Raw genomic sequence first — 16,481 nt, 5'->3', positions numbered from 1 at the left:
TTCCCCTCACAGAAAAGTGAAAGGCAGCTTATTTTCCGCTGCCAAACCATTTCTTCACTAATTTATCCATTTCTCCATTTTCTTGCATTTTTTTAATTACTTTATTAAATTCAGCTGTTTTATCACTGTTTTTCGGAAGGGCAATTGCTGCTCCAACTTCTTCTGGTGCTTCTTTAATTTCAATTCCTTGTAAATCTTTCATTTTCTCTAAATAATTTTTAGCAACTGTATCTTCTATAATTGCAGCGTCAAAACGACCAGCTTTAATTTCTTGTACGATTTCTGGTATACGGTCACGTCCCTCAACTTGGAAATCTACTTGTTTTTTAAATTCTGAAGCTTTCTCTTCTTGAATAGACCCTGTTTGTACCCCTACTTTTTTCCCTTTTAAATCCTCTACAGATTTAATGTTAGAATCCTTTTTAGAAACGACCATATTTTTCGCAACAAAATAAATATCTGTAAAATCAACATTATTTTTACGCTCTGCAGTTGGCGTCATACCTGCCATTACGAAATCAACTTTTCCTGAACTAAGAGATGCTAATAAACCACCAAAATCCATATCTTTCACTTTCACTTCATACCCAAGTTCTTTTCCGATATATTTAGCAACATCAACATCAAAGCCAATAATTTCATCGCTCTTTGACGCATCTACATATTCATAAGGTTTATAATCTGCTGAAGTTCCCATTACGAGTACTTTTTTATTTCCTTTTGTTTCTTTCGATTCCCCATTACTACAAGCGCTGAATATACTTACAATTAAAATAAGTGCAAACGATATTGATACTAACTTCTTCATCTTTCTTCCCCCTAATAATGTATATTTAAAAGTTTAATAGAATATTTATTCGATGTTTGTATTGTATCAGCACTTTTATTTTTATGCAATATATAAAATAAAAATAAATAATGAAACAATATAAACGCTGTTTGTTATGTATAAAATGATGCATAAAATAACATAACTATGCATATCTCAGAAATTTTAATAATAAATAAAAAAGGCGGCACATCCACTTGATTGTGGACGTGCCGCCTTTTCTCTTATTTTTTATAGTTCTTCACAATTCTCTTCGAAATATGATTGTAGTTTCGCAATAACTTGCATCGGTTCATGACCTTCAATTTCATGACGCTCTACCATCGTTACAATTTTTCCATCTTTTAATAAAGCAAATGATGGAGAAGAAGGTGGGTACCCTTCGAAATATTCACGCGCTCTTGCTGTCGCTTCTTTATCTTGACCTGCAAACACCGTTACAAGGTGGTTAGGACGTTTATCATAATGTACGGAATGCGCAGCAGCAGGACGAGCAATACCACCTGCACAACCACATACAGAGTTTACCATTACAAGTGTTGTTCCATTTCTTTTAAACGCTTCTTCTACCGCTTCCGGCGTCGTCAATTCTGTATATCCAGCAGAGACAATCTCTTCACGCGCTTGGCGGACAACATCATTCATAAAAAAGTTAAAATTAATCACTCTTTTCCCTCCTCTAAAACTACCTATTTGTATCTTACCAGTTAATGTTTATGAAATACAAGTAAGTTTACTTGTATTTAAGTATAGAAAAGGTGTTAGAGCTCTTGCTCTAACACCTTTTCTTTAATGACCACGATGTTTTTGCTTTGCTTTTTGTACTTTCATTAAACGTCTTCTTTCTTTTTCAGCTTCTCGCTTCTCTTTAGACTGCAGTTTCTTTTCTTGTTTATGCAATTCATAAGATAAACTAATCGCCTCTTGCGCCTTAGTAAAACGTTTAATAGTTGTTTCTTTTGCTGCTTGTCGTATGATACGCTTTATGTTTTTAGGACGCTGTTTTTCTTTAACTTCTACACCACATTTTGCAAAGTGCTGAAAATGCTCTAAAAGTGAACCATTCACAAACATAAGCACTTCTTCATCTGACGGTTCCGCCCCAAAAATATACCTCGCCCCATACAATTTCCCTTTTTCTTTACATGTAATGATTCCAACAAAAAATTGGCCATCGTGATATACTGTCAAATCCATTGACAGCCCCTCCTTTAAAAGATTAGAAATACGGGACATCCCGGAGGGGAAGGTTACTGACATGAAATCATGCGTCTGGACTACCAACCAGAGCTGTGTTTTTGTATTTCTTTCACTATTATTATATCTTTTTTTCCATAATCTTCATATATTCAGCAATCATTTTTTTATGCGATCCTACAATATAGTCAGGTAGTTCTGTTACTGAAAAGAATTTAAGCTGAACTGCTTCTTCTTTATTCATAACAAAATCCCCTTCGTATTCATCCGTATAATAGGCGGTTGTTACAGATTGAAATTCATCACCGTTTTCTAATTTTGTAAAGTAGTTCGCTCCAGAAAATACATTGATTAGTCGCAAGTTCTTCACTTTTATTCCTGTCTCTTCATATACTTCACGATAAGCTGTTTCTTCTGGTGATTCACTAAGCTCCATTAGCCCGCCAGGTAGCCCCCATTTTCCGTACGGCTCTGTCCGCTGCTGCAATAAAACATATCCATTTTCATTTATAACGAGTACAACAGCACCAACTAAAATTAAAGGGCGATGACCAACTATTTTTCGTAATTCTTCTACATATCCCACCGTATCGCCTCCTTTTTCGTTGTCCACACTATTGTATCATATGTACGAAACGACAAAATGCGTATATTTTTCATTTTTTTAACAAAATATTTATTTTATGTGATTCATCTACTGTAGCTAACATAATAGATTCGACTTCTGTACTCTCCTCTAGAAATTCTCTCGCCCACGCTTCTGTTTTTCCTAATAATGCAAGAACATCTTTCTGTATCCTCCCATCCTTTACTAATACAAAAGAAACTGGAGATTTTTTTCCCGCCACTTTAAGATCAAGCCGCGAAACTGCTTCATATTCTGGATACCGAAATATAGAAACGACACCATTTGCTTCCCATAATGCTAATTTAATCGTTTGAATATCGCTCACATTTCGCATACGAAGTTCCGAAAACAAATATTCCAAGGTAATTCTCGCCTTTTTCAAATTGCTAAAATTAATGGAACCATTGTGTATAAGAATAATAGGTGCAGGCTCTAAAAAACGTCTCCATCTATCCCATTTCAGCATTAAAACTGAGCTTATAATATGAAGTACAACAAGTATGAACGTTGTAATCATCGATCCCAGTAACCCTACTTTTTCATCAGACAATGCGTTAGAAATATTCCCACCAAGCAATAACACTAATACAACATCTAAAAAACGAAGTTGTGCGATAGACCTTTGCCCCATCGCTTTCGCAACTAATATTAAAAATATGTATGCTATAATAGCCCGAATAACCCATTCACTATTAGAAAGATGTCGTGCTCCTTCAAAAATATGCATATGCATCACTTTGCACTCCTTACCCGTCTCAAACTGCTATCCTGTTTTAGTTTGCAACGTTTATGAGCATATATGTAAAAAAGCTGGTTCGTTTAAAAACGAACCAGCTTTTTTTACTTAACTGAAAACATATATTTTTTATACGTTTTCCGTACCGATAATATGAGCCCCATCATAATCATATTTGAGAATAAGGAACTTCCCCCATACGATAAGAAAGGTAATGCAATACCTTTTACAGGCATTAATCCAACGATCATACCGATGTTTTGGAATATTTGAACTGTTAATATACCGATTGATCCAGCGCATAATAATGTACCAAATAAATTATCAGCGGAATAACCAATAATAATTGTTCGATATAGTAGTAATAGGAACAAGAAGACAACTAAGGCTGCTACGATAAATCCACCTTCTTCGGCAATTGTAGCGAAAATAAAGTCAGTATGCTTCTCTGGAATATAGACGCTTCCTCCCCCAAACCCTTTACCTTCCATTCCTCCACTACCTACAGCTAAAATCGATTGCTGTGTTTGATAACCTTGATCTGCATTTTCAAATGGATTTAACCAACCTACAATACGCGACTGTTGGTGAGGCTTTAGTAAAGTAACTAAATTATTATAGAAAAAGTCTTGATACTTAAAGAAAATAAATATTAAAGCAGATAATATGGTCAACGGAATAACTGTACATAATGCTATCAATTTCTTTTGAATACCTGACATAAATAAAATACATGCAATAGCAGCAGCATATAAGAACACCATACCTGTATCAGGTTGACTATATACAACCGCCATAGGTGGAAGTGACACTAGCATAATTTTACCTACTAGCTTTAAATCTGTTTGGAATGTCCTTGCCATATACTGTGCATTATGTTTCACTGCTATACTCGCTACTACAAGTAGCAATGCAATTTTGAAAAACTCAGACGGCTGAATTTGCCCAAATACTGGGAAAACAAACCATCTTTTTGCACCTAATTTTTCAGGTGTAAAACCTGATGGTGGTAATACTTTCAAAAGAATAAGTGAAGCAAATCCAGCAATATAAAGCGGCCAAGATAATTTTTGCAATTGATCTAAGTCGATGCTTGCAACAAGAAGTAACAATACAACCCCAATTATGTAGTTAACACCTTGTTTCATAGCAAAGTTTGCAGCTCCATACTGTCCCGTTTGCTGACTGCTATATATAGCAGCTATACTCGTCACACATAGTGCACACAAAATTAAAATTAATTTTACATCTAAACTTTTTAGAAACTCGGTACTTCTTTTCATGACATCCTCCTGAAACATTGTTACGGCAAAAATAAAAAACCAGGAGTCAACATTCTTCATGTTTTGACGACTGATTACACATTATCTATAAAACACTTATATAGAATAACTCTCTTTTTCATACAATACAATATATTATACTACAGTTTCATCAGTAAGATTTGCCAAAAAAATTATTCTTTTCTTATTTTATATCCATATACCATATATCAGCAATGTATTTTCGTAAATTCCTAATACATAATCGTTTATTGTAAGATTACTGGGAAAGATATTTATACATATAGTAGGATGTAGATGAAGAAATAAGATAATAAAAAGCTCGCATAAGCGAGCTTTTTATTAATATACAGATGTATTATTTTCTGACATGTTTTCTAAAATTTCTTTAACACGTCCTAAGAACTTACCACAAATTAAACCATCAAGTACTCGGTGATCAAGTGATAAACATAAGTTAACCATATCACGAGCACCGAACATACCGTTATCCATAATTACTGGGCGTTTTACAATTGATTCAACTTGTAAAATAGCCGCTTGTGGGTAATTAATAATACCCATAGATTGAACAGAACCGAATGATCCTGTGTTATTAATTGTAAATGTTCCACCTTGCATTTCGTCTGCTTTTAACGATTTCGTACGTACTTTTCCTGCAAGTTCTGTAATTTCACGAGCGATACCTTTAATTGTTTTCTCGTCCGCTTGCTTAATTACTGGTACAAATAGTTCTTCCTCTGTTGCAACAGCGATAGAAAGGTTAATATCTTTCTTCTGAACAATTTTATCGCCAGCCCACATTGAATTAATTTGAGGATACTCTTTTAACGCTTGTGCTACTGCTTTTACGAAGAAAGCAAAGAACGTTAAGTTAAAGCCTTCACGCTTCTTAAAGTCACCTTTAATTGAGTTACGGTATGACACAAGGTTTGTCACATCTACTTCAATCATCATCCAAGCATGTGGTGCTTCGTGTTTACTACGTAACATGTTTGCTGCGATTGCTTTACGCACACCTGTTACTGGAATTTCGATATCTCCAGGCATTGTAGGTACAGAAACTGGTTTCGCAGCTTCTACTTTTTGCGCTACTGGTGCTGCTTTTGGTGCTTCTGGGCGAGCTTCTACTACTGCCGCTACAGCTTCCTCTTTCTTCGCCGCACCTGCTTGTGGGATATTTCCAGATTCCACTAGCTTTAAAATATCTTTACGAGTGATACGGCCGTTTGCTCCCGTACCTTCTACTAGATCTAAATCAACGTTATGCTCACCCGCAAGCTTTAACACAGCTGGTGAAAAACGTGGTTTTCCATCAGTTGGTTGTTTTACTTTCGGTGCTTTTTCAGACGTAGCTACTTCTGCCTTTAATTCTTCTTTAGTTTTTTCCTCAACAGCTGTTGCTGCTACTTCATCTGCGCCTTCTACTTGAATAACACAAACTACTTCACCTACAGCTAACGTATCACCTTCACCAGCGATTAACTCTTTCACAACACCCGTGAAAGAAGATGGTACTTCAGCATTTACTTTATCAGTCATTACTTCTGCAAGCGGATCATACTTATTTACGTGATCGCCAACATTAACGAGCCATTTACTAATTGTGCCCTCTGTAACGCTCTCCCCGAGCTGAGGCATTGTAATATTTTCTACAGCCATGTATAGTCCCCCCGATTAAAATTCCGCAAGTTCACGCATTGCTTTTTCAACTTTATCTGGATTTACCATAAAGAATTTTTCCATTGTTGGTGCATATGGCATTGCTGGAACGTCTGGACCTGCAAGACGTGCGATTGGCGCATCTAAATCAAATAGACAGTTTTCAGCGATAATTGCTGCCACTTCACTCATAATGCTTCCTTCTTTATTGTCTTCTGTTACAAGAAGAACTTTACCTGTTTTAGAAGCTGCTTCAATGATTGCTTCTTTATCTAATGGATATACAGTACGTAAATCAAGAATGTGTGCAGAGATGCCATCTTGTGCTAACTTTTCAGCCGCTTGAAGAGCAAAATGAACACATAATCCGTACGTGATAACTGTAATATCATCACCTTCACGTTTTACATCTGCTTTTCCGATTGGTAATACGTAGTCATCCTCTGGTACTTCACCTTTAATTAAACGATATGCACGTTTATGTTCGAAGAATAATACTGGATCTTCATCACGAATGGCTGCTTTTAATAAGCCTTTTGCATCATATGGTGTAGAAGGGATAACGATTTTTAAACCTGGTTGGTTTGCAAACATCGCTTCTACAGATTGTGAATGATACAATGCACCGTGAACCCCCCCGCCAAATGGTGCACGGATTGTAACTGGACAAGTCCAATCATTATTAGAACGATAACGAATTTTTGCCGCCTCAGAAACAATTTGGTTTACTGCTGGCATGATGAAATCAGCAAACTGCATTTCAGCGATTGGACGCATACCATACATTGCTGCACCAATTGCTACCCCAGCAATTGCAGATTCTGCAAGCGGTGCATCAAGCGCACGATCTTCACCAAATTGATCATACAAACCGTGTGTCGCTTTAAACACGCCACCTTTTTTACCAACATCTTCTCCTAAAACGAATACTTTCTCATCGCGTTCCATTTCTTCGCGCATTGCTAATGTAATAGCATCAATATAAGACATTACAGCCATGAAACGTTCCCCCCTATTCTGCGTATACGTGCTTCAATGCATCTTCAGGTGCTGCATACGGAGCATTTTCTGCATATTCTGTTGCTTCATTTACGATATGCATAATTTCGTCTAACATTTGTTTTTCGGATTCCTCAGTTAACACACCAGCTTCTTTTAAATAAGCTGCGAATGTTATAATTGAATCTTTTTTCTTTGCTTCTTCTACTTCTTCTTTATCACGATAAACACGATCATCATCGTCACTAGAATGTGCTGTTAAACGATATGATACTGTTTCAATTAAAGTTGGTCCTTCACCACGACGACCGCGATCTGCTGCTTCTTTTACAGCTTTATATACTGCAAGTGGATCGTTTCCGTCTATTGTATATCCAGGCATACCGTAACCAATCGCACGATCTGATACGTTTTTACATGCTAATTGTTTTTCAACTGGAATAGAGATTGCATATTTGTTATTTTCACACATAAAAATAACAGGTAGTTTGTGTACACCAGCAAAGTTTGCCCCTTCATGGAAGTCACCTTGGTTTGAAGAGCCTTCTCCAAATGTAACGAACGTTACTAAATCTTTCTTCTCCATTTTTCCAGCTAGTGCAATACCAACTGCATGTGGTACTTGTGTTGTTACTGGAGATGAACCTGTAACAATACGATTTTTCTTTTGACCGAAGTGACCAGGCATTTGACGACCACCAGAGTTTGGATCTCCAGCTTTCGCAAAAGCAGACAACATAAGCTCTTTAGCTGTCATACCAAATGCTAGTACAACACCCATATCACGGTAGTATGGTAATGCATAATCTTTCTCTCTATCAAGAGCGAACGCCGCTCCAACTTGTGCAGCCTCTTGTCCTTGACAAGAAATTACGAATGGAATTTTACCAGCGCGGTTTAATAACCACATACGTTCGTCAATTTTACGTGCAAGTAACATCGTACGGAACATTTCTAATACTTGCTCATCACTTAAGCCAAGCTCTTCATGGCGCTTTTCTTTTACTTCTGCCATTTTTCATAACCTCCTAAATCCACATTTTTATGCGTGTAACGCTCTTCCATCTACAGCAAGTGCTGCTTCACCAATCGCCTCAGATAATGATGGATGCGGATGAATTGTATGTGCTACTTCCCAAGGTGTTGCATCAAGTACTCTTGCAAGACCCGCTTCAGAAATCATATCTGTTACATGTGGTCCAATCATATGAACACCAAGAATGTCATTTGTCTCTTCATCAACTACAAGTTTTACGAAACCATCTGATTCTCCGTATACAAGTGCTTTTCCGATTGCGCGGAATGAGAACTTACCTACTTTTAACTTATAGCCTTTTTCTTTCGCTTCTTGTTCTGTTAAACCGACAGAAGCAACTTCTGGACTGCTATATACGCATTTTGATACCATAGAGTAATCAATTGGTGTAACTTCTTTCCCTGCAATATGTTCTACTGCAGCAATTCCTTCATGAGAAGCAACGTGAGCAAGTTGCAGGCCACCGATTACATCTCCAATTGCGTAAATATGCGATTCTTTCGTTTGATAAAACTCATTTGTTTGAATGTATCCTTTTTCCACAACGATATCTGTGTTCTCTAAGCCAATATTTTGCGTATTCGCTTGTCTTCCTACAGATACAAGCATTTTTTCTGCTTTAAATTCTTTATTTTCACCGTTGTGTTCAGCTTGGATTGTTACTCCATTATCTTTTACCAATGTTTCTGGTAATACTTTTGCACCAGTTACCACTTTAATACCTTTTTTCTTGAATAGACGTTGCATTTCTTTTGAAACGTCTTGATCTTCTAGTGGTAATATTGTTTTTGCATACTCTAATACTGTAACTTCTACACCGAAGTCAGCAAGCATAGATGCCCACTCAATACCGATTACACCGCCACCAACGATAATAATCGAACTAGGAAGCGTTTCCATTTTTAGGGCATGATCTGAAGACATTACGTACTCTCCGTCTAATTCTAAACCTGGTAATGAATTTGGACGAGAACCTGTTGCAATAAGTACATTTTTTGGAATTAACATTTCATTCTCTTCTCCACTTGCAAGTTCAACTGAAATTGTCCCTGGCATCGGAGAGAAAATAGATGGGCCAAGAATACGGCCAATACCTTCAAACACATCAATTTTACCTTGTTTCATTAAGTGTTGAACGCCTTTATGAAGCTGCGTTACAATCTTCTCTTTACGCTCTTGTACTTTCGCAAAGTTTAGTTCTACATTGCTTGCAATAACTCCGAACTCTTCGCTTTTTTTAGCAGTTGCATATACTTCCGCACTACGTAAAAGAGCTTTACTAGGGATACATCCTTTGTGTAAACAAGTACCACCAAGATTTTCTTTTTCGACTAGTGCAGTTTTTAACCCTAGTTGTGATGCACGAATTGCAGCAACATATCCACCAGTACCGCCGCCAACGATGACTAAATCATATTCTTTTGCCATTATCTCAACCCCTAGCTACCGTTTCTTTTTCACGTACAACATATTCTTTTGGAGCTTCTTCTTCACGTAATACACGAAGTGCTCCTTCTGCTAACGCTTCTAACTCATCTTCGCCTGGATGTACGATAACATCTGCAATCCAGTCCACTCGCTCTTTTATTTCATCGACAAGAATTTTACTGTATGCCAGTCCACCAGTTAATACGATTGCATCGATTTTCCCGTGAAGTACAGCGCTAGCTCCGCCAATCTCTTTTGCAACTTGATATGCCATTGCTTTATAAATAAGAGTTGCTTCAGGATCACCTTTTTCAACCATTTTCTCTACTTTAATCGCATCATTTGTACCGATTAAACTTACAAGTCCACCTTGTCCGACAAGCTTTTTAATCATTTCATCTCGGTAATACTCACCAGAGAAACACATTTCTACTAGTTGCCCTACTGGTACTGTACCAGCACGCTCTGGACTAAATGGTCCTTCTCCGTTTAAACCGTTATTCACATCGATTACTCTTCCTTTTTTATGAGCACCAACTGTAATACCACCGCCCATATGTGTAACTAATAAATTTAAATCCTCATATTTGTGGTTTAACTGTTCGGCTACTTTACGAGCAACTGCTTTTTGATTTAATGCATGGAAGATACTTTTACGTTCCATACCAGCAATACCACTTATACGAGCAACTGGCTCCATCTCATCTACAACGACAGGATCCACAATAAATGCAGGAATGTTTAATCCAGAAGCAATTTCATATGCTAAAATGCCTCCAAGGTTTGAAGCGTGATGACCGCTAAACCCATTTTTTAAATCTTCTAACATCGCATCGTTTACTGTATACGTACCGCCTTCGATTGGACGAAGTAATCCACCACGTCCACAAACAGCGTTTAATTTTGAAATGTTAATACCATGAGAATGTAGAACTTCTAAAATCGTTTCTTTTCGAAACTCATATTGGTCGATAATTCGCTTGTATTTCCCAATCTGTTCTACGTCATGACGAATCGTTTCTTCTAAAACGGGTCTTTCATTATCAAAAACACCAATTTTTGTGGATGTACTACCTGGGTTAATAACAAGAATTCGATTTACAGACAATGTTGCTACCTCCACTAATAAATTCAAAAGGAAGTGGAAACCTCATAAGAGGTAACCACGCCTTTTGTAAAAGTTATATATGAATGATTAGCGACGGCTAATAATATCGTGACCGTTGCGTAAGTAAGTGCTACGAGAATTTTTCAAGCTTGCAATGCGCTCTTCAGCTAGACGATCTGCCGCTACATAAGTTGCTATGCCATCGCGTTTTGAAATTTCGATTACTTTTGCAATTGTGTCATAAATAGACTCAACACGTTTTAGTGCACGTTCTCTATTGTATCCATATAATTCGTCTGCTACGTTAATTACGCCACCTGCATTAATTACATAATCTGGTGCGTATACAATACCCATTTCATGAATGATGTCACCGTGACGATTTTCTTTTAATTGGTTATTTGCAGAACCTGCGATTACTTTTGCTTTAAGTTGTGGAATAGTTTCATCATTAACTGTTGCGCCTAATGCACATGGTGCGTAAATATCGCATTCAACACCGTAAATTTCATTTGGTTCAACTGCTGATGCACCGAATTCTTCTACAGCACGTTGTACAGCTTCTTTATTAATATCTGTAACGATTAATTTTGCTCCTTCAGCGTGTAAATGTTTGCATAGGTGATATGCTACGTTACCAACGCCTTGAACAGCAATTACTTTTCCTTCTAAATTATCAGTACCGAAAGCTTCTTTTGCAGCTGCTTTCATACCACGGTAAACACCGTATGCAGTTACTGGAGATGGGTTACCAGAAGAACCGAATGATGGTGAGATACCTGTTACAAAGTCAGTTTCTTCATGGATAATATCCATATCATCTACTGTTGTACCAACATCTTCAGCTGTAATGTAACGTCCGTTTAGTCCTTGGATATAACGTCCTAGTGCACGGAACATTGCTTCGCTCTTATCTTTACGAGGATCACCGATAATTACTGTTTTCGCACCACCTAAGTTTAAACCAGCTGCTGCGTTTTTGTATGTCATCCCTTTTGCAAGACGCAATGCATCTTCAATCGCCGCTTCTTCAGAATCATATGTCCACATTCTTGTTCCACCAAGAGCCGGTCCAAGTGTTGTATCATGAATTGCAATAATTGCTTTTAAACCAGATTCTTTATCTTGACAAAATACTACTTGCTCATAATCATATTTTTCTAAGTATTCGAAGATTTCTAATGTCATTGTCGTTTCCCCCTAATGTTTTACCCTTTTTGGTTTATTTTGAAGCAGTCGCAACTGCCAATGCTAATGAATATACTTTTGTTTCTGCTGAATCAGCACGAGATGTTAAAACAATCGGTGCTTTTGCGCCAGCAATCATTGCTCCTACTTTTGCATCCGCAAAGTATACGAGTGATTTATATAGCACATTTCCAGCTTCAATCGTTGGGACGAGTAAAATATCTGCCTTACCTGCTACATCACTTACTATGCCTTTATGCTCTGCTGCAATTTGTGATACTGCATTATCTAAAGCAAGTGGTCCATCAACGATACAATCTTTAATTTGTCCGCGGCGATTCATTTGTGTTAACATCGCTGCATCAATTGTCGCCTGCATCGCTGGATTCACAACTTCTACTGCTGCGATTGGTGCCACTTTGGGCAAGTCGATTCCTATTGCCTGGGCAACTTCTACAGTATTTTGTATAATAGCAGCTTTTTGTGTTACGTCAGGTGCGATGTTCATCGCTGCATCTGTAACGAAAATAAGACGGTCGTAATTTTGAACTTCAAATGCTGCTACATGTGAAAGTACGCTACCTTTACGTAGGCCCCACTCTTTGTTTAACACAGCCTTCAAAATATTCGCTGTTGGGATGTTCCCCTTCATAAGCACATCTGCTTCACCATTTCTCACAGCTTTAACAGAAAGTTCTGCAGCTTCAGCACTAGACATTGCTGCAATCACTTCAACATGTTCTGAAGTTTGTAAACCATGTTCTTGTAGCATCCCCATTATTTTTTCTTGATTTCCATATAGACGAAATTGAGCTAGCTGTAATTTAATTGCTTTCGCTACAGCTTCAATTACTTCATGATCTTCAGCTACTGCTACAGCCACAGTTTTTTTAGGCTTTCCTGCTGCTTGATCAATTAAGTATTCTAACTTCATATTTTGTAATCAACCCTTTCCGTCGTCCCTCGTCTATTTATAAAGCAAATACCGTGCCAACTTTTAAAAGTGGTCTTACCAATAATGAAAACGCATTCAAAATGCAGTAAAATCAATACTTTGGAAAATAACGAAAGATTCTGTCTTATTTTGTCGCTTTTTGTATACCATGCAATAAATTGCACGGTACGCAATTTATTGCATGCTATTTTTTGCACGGTCATACTTTTCTAGCTTGTAATATAAATTTCGAACGGAAATTCCTAACGCTTTTGCAGTTTGTGTTTTATTCCCCTCAAATCTCTCCAAATATTCATAAATAATATTCCCTTCAAACTCTGTCACTAAATGTTCAAGTGGCTTTTCTTCTAATTCAGGTAATAAATGAGATTGCTTTGACTCCACCTGCTCTTCGTTATGTAATGGCGGTAAATGGTGTACATCAATATAGGTCTCGTTATAATTCATAAAGATAATAGCTCTCCCCAAAATATTTTCAAGTTCCCTCACATTTCCTGGCCATTCGTATGATTGTAAATATAAAACAGCTGAATCAGTGAGCCCTTCTACATTACGACCGTAATCTTGATTAATTTTTTGAATCAATCTGTCCGCAATTGTCGGTATATCTCCTTTACGTTGACGAAGAGATGGAATTTGAATTGGAATTTTATTTAATCGATAATATAAATCCTCCCTAAACTTCCCTTCTAGAATAGCCTTTTCTAAATTCACATGTGTCGCTGCAATTACTCGAACATTAATAGGTATCGCTTTCGTTCCACCAACTTTTACAATTTCTTTTTCCTGCAATACACGAAGGAGTTTCGCTTGTGTATTTGCAGACAACTCCCCTATTTCATCTAAAAAAATACTACCGTTATTCGCTTCCTCAAAGAACCCACGTTTCCCGCCTCTTTTCGCTCCAGAAAACGCCCCTTCCTCATAACCAAATAATTCACTTTCTAACAACGTCTCCGAAATGGCCGCACAGTTTACACGGACGAACTTATTGTATTTTCGATTACTTCCATTATGGATTGCATGTGCAAACAATTCTTTACCAGTCCCAGATTCCCCGCGTAACAGTACTGTTGCTGGTGTATTCGCTCCTAGCTTCGCCTGTTCGATAGCTGCCGTTGTTTCATCTGAATTTCCGACAATATCATCAAATGAATATTTCGCTTCTAATGTACGAATAATTTGCCTTGCTCTATTCAATTCATTTGTTAATTTTTGAATTTCCGACACGTCACGGATAACACCGACGCTTCCTTTCAATATTCCATCCACAATAACTGGTGCTACGTTTACAATTACATCTCTCTTTTTTTGCCCAATCTTCATATGTATTCCGCGCACCGCACGACGCGTTCGAAGTACTTTCATATGCATACTTTCGCCTTCTACAATATCAGTTGTAGCAGGCTTCCCAATAATATCTTCTTCTGTTAAACCCGTTAATTTCGTATATGCTGGGTTAATGACTAAACCTCTTCCTTTTTCATCCACAACCGAAATCGCTTCTTCAGATGAGTTAATAATTGCCTCTAATAGTGTTTGAATTTCTTTTAAGTCTGTAACTTCTTCCGCAAGATCTACAACTTCTGTTATATCTTTAAAAATTGCAAATGCCCCTTGTACCTCTCCTCCTTCTTTTAATATTGGAATACGCGTTGTAATAATTTTCTTTCCATTCTCTAATGTCAGTTCATAATTTACTTCTATTTGTTTCGTACGTATAATGCGAAGTAATTTACTAGTTGGAATGACTTCTAAAATATACTTTCCTATCGCCTCTTCTTTTTTATATCCGATAATACGCTCTGCACTTTTATTAAAAAGACGAACTTGTCCCTCTCGATCAATTACAATCATGCCGTCATGTGTAGAATTTAAAATTAATTCTCCTTGTTGCGTCTGTTCCTCTAACCGCCCAATTAGCCCTTCCTTCTCATGCGCTAATCCTGTAACAATTTTTGCGATATCACCTGGTATAAGAAGAGTGTCTTTTTTCTTTTTTTCTGATAAAACTTTATGTACATCATCTTCACCTGTCATATCAAATATTACATCGATATGCATAGAAAGAAATGGAGTTACACTTTCTCCAATTGCAATCCCGTATTCCTTAGCAATTTGTAGTCCTTTTGCCAACGGATTTATATCAATAATCCCTATAATTTGAAATATATTCGAACTTTGTAACAGATTCAGCAGCGCGCTCCCGCCTTCACCTGCACCAACAATTAATACTTTTTGTTTCATATATTACACTTCCTCTCGAAGTAACTCTGCAAATTTTTTCACACCCTTATCTTACTCGTTCAGCACCCTCTTGACAAACCCCCTTTCCGTATAACATCATTAAAATATACGAAATAATCTGAAAAGGAGCGTTATGTATGCAGCGTTACGTTGCTCTACTATTAGCACTCATCCCTATTTCATTAGCTGTGTTTGGTATAAAGTTAATGAGAGATACTGTATTCGGGATTCTATTTCCACCAATTTCCATACTGTGGTTACAATTTTTAATCGGCGCTCTCTGCTTCGCGCTAGGGTTTTATATCTTTGGTGGCTTCGTCTTGCACCGAGATCGCAAACGAAATAAAGTACAAGCTCGCTTTAGAAGATAGGAATGCCCCACTATTTATAAATAAAAAAATGAGACCGTTACACGCGGTCTCATTTTTTTATTGGCAATAACGTTCTTGCCGTTTCAGGGTAATCAGTAATAATCGCCGATATATTCATATCAAAATATTTACGCATAAGCGTTTCTTCATTAATTGTATAAGGGCGAACTTCTACACCACTTTCCATCGTTAGTTCGGCAATAGCATCTTGAAGATAACGATAATTCGGATGTACTGCTGTAGCCCCCATTTTTTTCGCGTATGCCCACGGACTATGCAAACCTTCGCGATATAAAATTGCTGTTTGAATATCAGGAGCCATCATATGGCACCGTTTCATACTGTAGTGATTAAACGAAGAAAATATAACACGATCCTCTAGACTAAATTTCCGTACAAGCGTTATAACTTCTTCCTCTAAACCTCTGTATGGAATTTTATTATTTTTAAGTTCAATATTAAGTAGCAAACTCGTTTGTTCAAGCCATTCTAATACCTCTTCTAAAAGTGGTATTTTACAAAAACCTACTTTATCACCAAATTTATAACTTGCATCTAACTTGCATAAGTCCTCATATACATAATTGCGAACCGCACCTTTTCCATTTGTTGTCCGGTCCACCGTTTCATCGTGAATGACGACAACTTTTCCATCTTTCGTTAATTGAACATCAAGTTCAATTCCATCCGCTCTAAAAGACTCAGCTGCTTCAAATGAAATCATTGTATTTTCTGGGTACGTTCCAGCCGCACCACGATGTGCAAATATAAGAGTCATCCTCACTCCCCCAATCTTATGCTATACTATACGAAA

At 37.2% G+C, this 16,481-nt stretch carries 16 protein-coding genes; 1 reads left to right on the top strand and 15 read right to left on the bottom strand.

Annotated features, from left to right (window positions below; genetic code table 11):
* Positions 1-28: 28 nt before the first annotated feature.
* The 14 genes from B9A45_RS08595 to B9A45_RS08515 form a co-directional block, all read right to left on the bottom strand.
* Complete coding sequence (locus B9A45_RS08595; protein ID WP_000737676.1) at positions 29-808, bottom strand: transporter substrate-binding domain-containing protein; 780 nt, start codon at positions 806-808, stop codon at positions 29-31.
* 252 nt (positions 809-1,060) lie between these two features.
* Positions 1,061-1,474: a BrxA/BrxB family bacilliredoxin gene (locus B9A45_RS08585; RefSeq protein ID WP_001979317.1), complete on the bottom strand. Its 414-nt coding sequence runs from the start codon at positions 1,472-1,474 to the stop codon at positions 1,061-1,063.
* 144 nt (positions 1,475-1,618) lie between these two features.
* Positions 1,619-2,026: a YjdF family protein gene (locus B9A45_RS08580; protein ID WP_000366585.1), complete on the bottom strand. Its 408-nt coding sequence runs from the start codon at positions 2,024-2,026 to the stop codon at positions 1,619-1,621.
* Between the two features lie 121 nt (positions 2,027-2,147).
* Entirely contained in the window at positions 2,148-2,612 is a 465-nt protein-coding gene (locus B9A45_RS08575) for an NUDIX hydrolase (RefSeq protein WP_000542555.1), read from the bottom strand.
* Between the two features lie 70 nt (positions 2,613-2,682).
* Positions 2,683-3,387, bottom strand: coding sequence for a DUF421 domain-containing protein (locus B9A45_RS08570; RefSeq protein ID WP_000550964.1), 705 nt, complete (start codon positions 3,385-3,387; stop codon positions 2,683-2,685).
* 107 nt (positions 3,388-3,494) lie between these two features.
* Positions 3,495-4,673 (bottom strand): FtsW/RodA/SpoVE family cell cycle protein, encoded by a 1,179-nt coding sequence (locus B9A45_RS08565; protein WP_000831181.1) that lies wholly within the window; start codon positions 4,671-4,673, stop codon positions 3,495-3,497.
* 342 nt (positions 4,674-5,015) lie between these two features.
* Positions 5,016-6,335 (bottom strand): dihydrolipoamide acetyltransferase family protein, encoded by a 1,320-nt coding sequence (locus B9A45_RS08555; protein WP_084063984.1) that lies wholly within the window; start codon positions 6,333-6,335, stop codon positions 5,016-5,018.
* Positions 6,336-6,350: 15 nt separating this feature from the next.
* Positions 6,351-7,334, bottom strand: a complete 984-nt coding sequence (gene bfmBAB, locus B9A45_RS08550) for a 3-methyl-2-oxobutanoate dehydrogenase subunit beta (protein ID WP_000290071.1) — start codon at positions 7,332-7,334, stop codon at positions 6,351-6,353.
* 13 nt (positions 7,335-7,347) lie between these two features.
* The gene (gene bfmBAA / locus B9A45_RS08545; protein ID WP_000852551.1) at positions 7,348-8,349 is read right to left on the bottom strand and encodes a 3-methyl-2-oxobutanoate dehydrogenase subunit alpha; all 1,002 of its coding nucleotides are present in this window, start codon (positions 8,347-8,349) and stop codon (positions 7,348-7,350) included.
* A 27-nt stretch (positions 8,350-8,376) separates the two neighbouring features.
* The gene (gene lpdA / locus B9A45_RS08540; protein WP_001051289.1) at positions 8,377-9,798 is read right to left on the bottom strand and encodes a dihydrolipoyl dehydrogenase; all 1,422 of its coding nucleotides are present in this window, start codon (positions 9,796-9,798) and stop codon (positions 8,377-8,379) included.
* A 4-nt stretch (positions 9,799-9,802) separates the two neighbouring features.
* Positions 9,803-10,906, bottom strand: coding sequence for a butyrate kinase (buk, locus tag B9A45_RS08535; RefSeq protein ID WP_000115780.1), 1,104 nt, complete (start codon positions 10,904-10,906; stop codon positions 9,803-9,805).
* A gap of 87 nt (positions 10,907-10,993) precedes the next feature.
* Positions 10,994-12,094 carry a leucine dehydrogenase gene (locus tag B9A45_RS08530; RefSeq protein WP_000171357.1) on the bottom strand — a complete coding sequence of 367 codons (1,101 nt, stop codon included), beginning with the start codon at positions 12,092-12,094 and terminating at the stop codon, positions 10,994-10,996.
* A gap of 34 nt (positions 12,095-12,128) precedes the next feature.
* Positions 12,129-13,028 (bottom strand): phosphate butyryltransferase, encoded by a 900-nt coding sequence (yqiS, locus tag B9A45_RS08525; protein ID WP_000764670.1) that lies wholly within the window; start codon positions 13,026-13,028, stop codon positions 12,129-12,131.
* Positions 13,029-13,223: 195 nt separating this feature from the next.
* Positions 13,224-15,296 (bottom strand): sigma-54 interaction domain-containing protein, encoded by a 2,073-nt coding sequence (locus tag B9A45_RS08515; RefSeq protein WP_084063983.1) that lies wholly within the window; start codon positions 15,294-15,296, stop codon positions 13,224-13,226.
* A 137-nt stretch (positions 15,297-15,433) separates the two neighbouring features.
* Here B9A45_RS08515 and B9A45_RS08510 point away from each other — a divergent pair, with 137 nt between their 5' ends.
* Positions 15,434-15,667, top strand: a complete 234-nt coding sequence (locus tag B9A45_RS08510; protein WP_001190210.1) for a DUF2627 domain-containing protein — start codon at positions 15,434-15,436, stop codon at positions 15,665-15,667.
* A 49-nt stretch (positions 15,668-15,716) separates the two neighbouring features.
* Here B9A45_RS08510 and B9A45_RS08505 read toward each other — a convergent pair whose 3' ends face one another.
* Entirely contained in the window at positions 15,717-16,445 is a 729-nt protein-coding gene (locus B9A45_RS08505) for a glycerophosphodiester phosphodiesterase (RefSeq protein ID WP_000172580.1), read from the bottom strand.
* Between the last annotated feature and the right edge of the window lie 36 nt (positions 16,446-16,481).

The sequence above is a fragment of the Bacillus sp. JKS001846 genome, assembly GCF_900176455.1.
In the GTDB taxonomy this organism is placed as follows: Bacteria; Bacillota; Bacilli; order Bacillales; family Bacillaceae_G; genus Bacillus_A; species Bacillus_A cereus.
The sequence above is the reverse complement of the archived record's forward strand: the minus strand, read 5'-3'. Positions and strand labels throughout refer to the sequence as shown.

Coding starts and splice junctions, on each gene's coding strand:
- B9A45_RS08595 (WP_000737676.1), bottom strand. CDS start 808: ATGAAGAAGTTAGTATCAATATCGTTTGCACTTATTTTAATTGTAAGT.
- B9A45_RS08585 (WP_001979317.1), bottom strand. CDS start 1,474: ATGAATGATGTTGTCCGCCAAGCGCGTGAAGAGATTGTCTCTGCTGGA.
- B9A45_RS08580 (WP_000366585.1), bottom strand. CDS start 2,026: ATGGATTTGACAGTATATCACGATGGCCAATTTTTTGTTGGAATCATT.
- B9A45_RS08570 (WP_000550964.1), bottom strand. CDS start 3,387: ATGCATATGCATATTTTTGAAGGAGCACGACATCTTTCTAATAGTGAA.
- B9A45_RS08565 (WP_000831181.1), bottom strand. CDS start 4,673: ATGAAAAGAAGTACCGAGTTTCTAAAAAGTTTAGATGTAAAATTAATT.
- B9A45_RS08555 (WP_084063984.1), bottom strand. CDS start 6,335: ATGGCTGTAGAAAATATTACAATGCCTCAGCTCGGGGAGAGCGTTACA.
- bfmBAB (WP_000290071.1), bottom strand. CDS start 7,334: ATGGCTGTAATGTCTTATATTGATGCTATTACATTAGCAATGCGCGAA.
- bfmBAA (WP_000852551.1), bottom strand. CDS start 8,349: ATGGCAGAAGTAAAAGAAAAGCGCCATGAAGAGCTTGGCTTAAGTGAT.
- lpdA (WP_001051289.1), bottom strand. CDS start 9,798: ATGGCAAAAGAATATGATTTAGTCATCGTTGGCGGCGGTACTGGTGGA.
- B9A45_RS08530 (WP_000171357.1), bottom strand. CDS start 12,094: ATGACATTAGAAATCTTCGAATACTTAGAAAAATATGATTATGAGCAA.
- yqiS (WP_000764670.1), bottom strand. CDS start 13,028: ATGAAGTTAGAATACTTAATTGATCAAGCAGCAGGAAAGCCTAAAAAA.
- B9A45_RS08515 (WP_084063983.1), bottom strand. CDS start 15,296: ATGAAACAAAAAGTATTAATTGTTGGTGCAGGTGAAGGCGGGAGCGCG.
- B9A45_RS08510 (WP_001190210.1), top strand. CDS start 15,434: ATGCAGCGTTACGTTGCTCTACTATTAGCACTCATCCCTATTTCATTA.
- B9A45_RS08505 (WP_000172580.1), bottom strand. CDS start 16,445: ATGACTCTTATATTTGCACATCGTGGTGCGGCTGGAACGTACCCAGAA.